The sequence below is a fragment of the Gryllotalpicola sp. CP2-P1 genome, from assembly GCF_057512245.1.
Window position 1 is genome coordinate 1 of the sequence record NZ_JBLRDT010000316.1, and the last position, 2,064, is coordinate 2,064.

Below are 2,064 nucleotides of genomic sequence, written 5' to 3' on the forward strand. Positions count from 1 at the left end.
CCTGCAGGCGGCGGCGATCCACCTCGCGCCAGAGCTCGCCTCTGTGCTCGAGACGGGGGAGCGGGCGGGCGCGCTCGCCGGGCTGGTCTCGGGCTCGGGGCCGACGGTCGCCTTCCTCGCGGAAGACGGCGACGCGGCCCTCGACCTGCAGATCGCCCTTTCCGCGTCGGGGCTGCTGGCCGAGCGGGTCACCGGCCCGGTGCACGGCGCCCGCGTCGTCGGCTGAGCCGGCGCCCGATACGCCTGGACCGGTTAAGGGGCCGGCGGGGGATCGTTCGGCTCGTCGGGTCGAACCACGGGGTTGGGAGAGTTGGGGGGTGTGGGGCGCACCTAGAAGCGTGACCCCCCGCCTGGCTCGATCAGGCTAACCGGGCGTCTAGGTACCCTTCCCGCGCGGGCCCTCAAACCGTCAAGACCTGACTGGCCCTTCACCCCGGTGAACGATCGCGCGCAGTTCGCGCCGCGACCGCAGCCCGAGCTTTCCGAGGATGTTCCGCACGTGGAAGTTGACGGTCGTCACCGACACGTACAGCAGTTCGGCGACCTCGCGGTTGGTGAGGCCGCCCGCGACGGCGAGGGCGACCTCGCGCTCGCGGGCGGTGAGGTCGGCGAGATCCGCGGACTCCGACAGGGGAGCGGCAGCGGGCGCCGCGCCGCCCTCGGGCACGCGCCGATCGACGAGCGCATCCATGCTCTCGAGGGTGCGCAGCAGATACGTGCTCGCCTTGAGCGTGCGGAAGACGGCCGCGGCCTGCTCGAGCTGCTCGAGGGCGAGGGCCGGCTCGCCCGAGGCGCGCAGCGACTCGGCGTAATCGACGCGGTCGCGCGCGAGCGAGAACGGCAGACCGGCGGCCGTGTGGCTGCGCACGACCCCGGCGTACAGGCGGTTCGCCTGCTCGAAGTCGTGGGATGCCAGTGCGATGCGTGCCCGCAGGCGGCTGACCGCGAGCGGAGACCGGCTCCAGGGGGAGTCGCCTGACAGCGCCTCATTGGCGATGCTGATCGCCTCGGCGGTGCGGCCGAGCTTCAGCAGGGCATCGATGTGGAGCGACAGCCAGCTCCACACGCTGCCGCGCCGGGTCGCGACGCGCGCGGTCTCGGTCGCCTGGAACTGCGCGAGCGGGTCGCCGACGGCCAGCGCGAGCTCGGCCCGCAGCAGGTCGGGCAGGTCGGGGTCGTAGGGCACGGCGCCGCCACCGGAATCGGGCAGCAGGCTCAGCATCCGCTCGATGTGGCGCACGTGATCGACCTCGGCGCGCGCGGCTGACACCAGCCCCGATACGGCGTAGGCCGTCGGAAGTGTCGCCGGATAGGGGTCGTCGAACGCACTGTCGAGCGCCATGCGGCCCGAGAGCAGAGACTTCTCCCAGTCGCCGATGAGGAAGAGCACGTGCGCGTGCATCGTGAGCGCCATGTGCCGCAGCCACGAGCCGGGGAAGCCGGCGGCCACGCGGATGACGCGGTGCAGGCGGTTCGCGGCATCCGTCACCCGCCCCGCATAGAGGAAGGTGCGTGCCTGGTAGACGAGGGCATCGACCGCGGCGGGCGAATCGGGGCTGCCGCGCAGCAGCCGGTCGATGCGCGACATGCGGTCGGCGAGCCGCTCGGCGTCGCGCAGGCGCGCGGCGGCGACGAGCTCCCAGGCGGTCAGCCAGAGCTCGTTGTCGGCTGGGCGCACGATCCACCTGAGATCCTGCTCGACCTCCTGCGGGCGTGCGGGTGCCTCGGCAAGAACCCGCCGCGCGAGCGCGACGTGCTCGGCGATGGACTCGTGCTGATCGTTGATGGCGTCGTAGAGGGGCAGCATCGCGGCCGAATGCGCGGCGAGTGCGCGCAGCGACGGCGAGCCGTCGCGTGCCGCGATGACGGCGAGGGCGCGCTCGATGCCGGCCTCGCGGTGGCCCGTGACGACCTCGAGGTCGGCGAGGATCGCGTCGCGCAGGGCCGTAGCCGGCAGCGAGGCCAGATCGCCCTTGAGGTGGAAGATCCGCTGATGCTCGTGCAGGCGGATGGCGAGGGTGCCGACGAACAGCAGCGCGTGCTCGTACTCCGCGCCGGGGGTCG

At 72.9% G+C, this 2,064-nt stretch carries 1 protein-coding gene and 1 pseudogene; one reads left to right on the top strand and one right to left on the bottom strand.

What is annotated here, in order from left to right:
- A pseudogene (locus ACM2XV_RS14680) lies at window positions 1-226 on the top strand (4-(cytidine 5'-diphospho)-2-C-methyl-D-erythritol kinase); the annotation flags it as partial.
- A gap of 183 nt (window positions 227-409) precedes the next feature.
- Here ACM2XV_RS14680 and ACM2XV_RS14685 read toward each other — a convergent pair.
- Window positions 410-2,064 (bottom strand): LuxR C-terminal-related transcriptional regulator (locus ACM2XV_RS14685; RefSeq protein WP_487027469.1); only part of this gene is annotated, 1,655 nt, incomplete at its 5' end.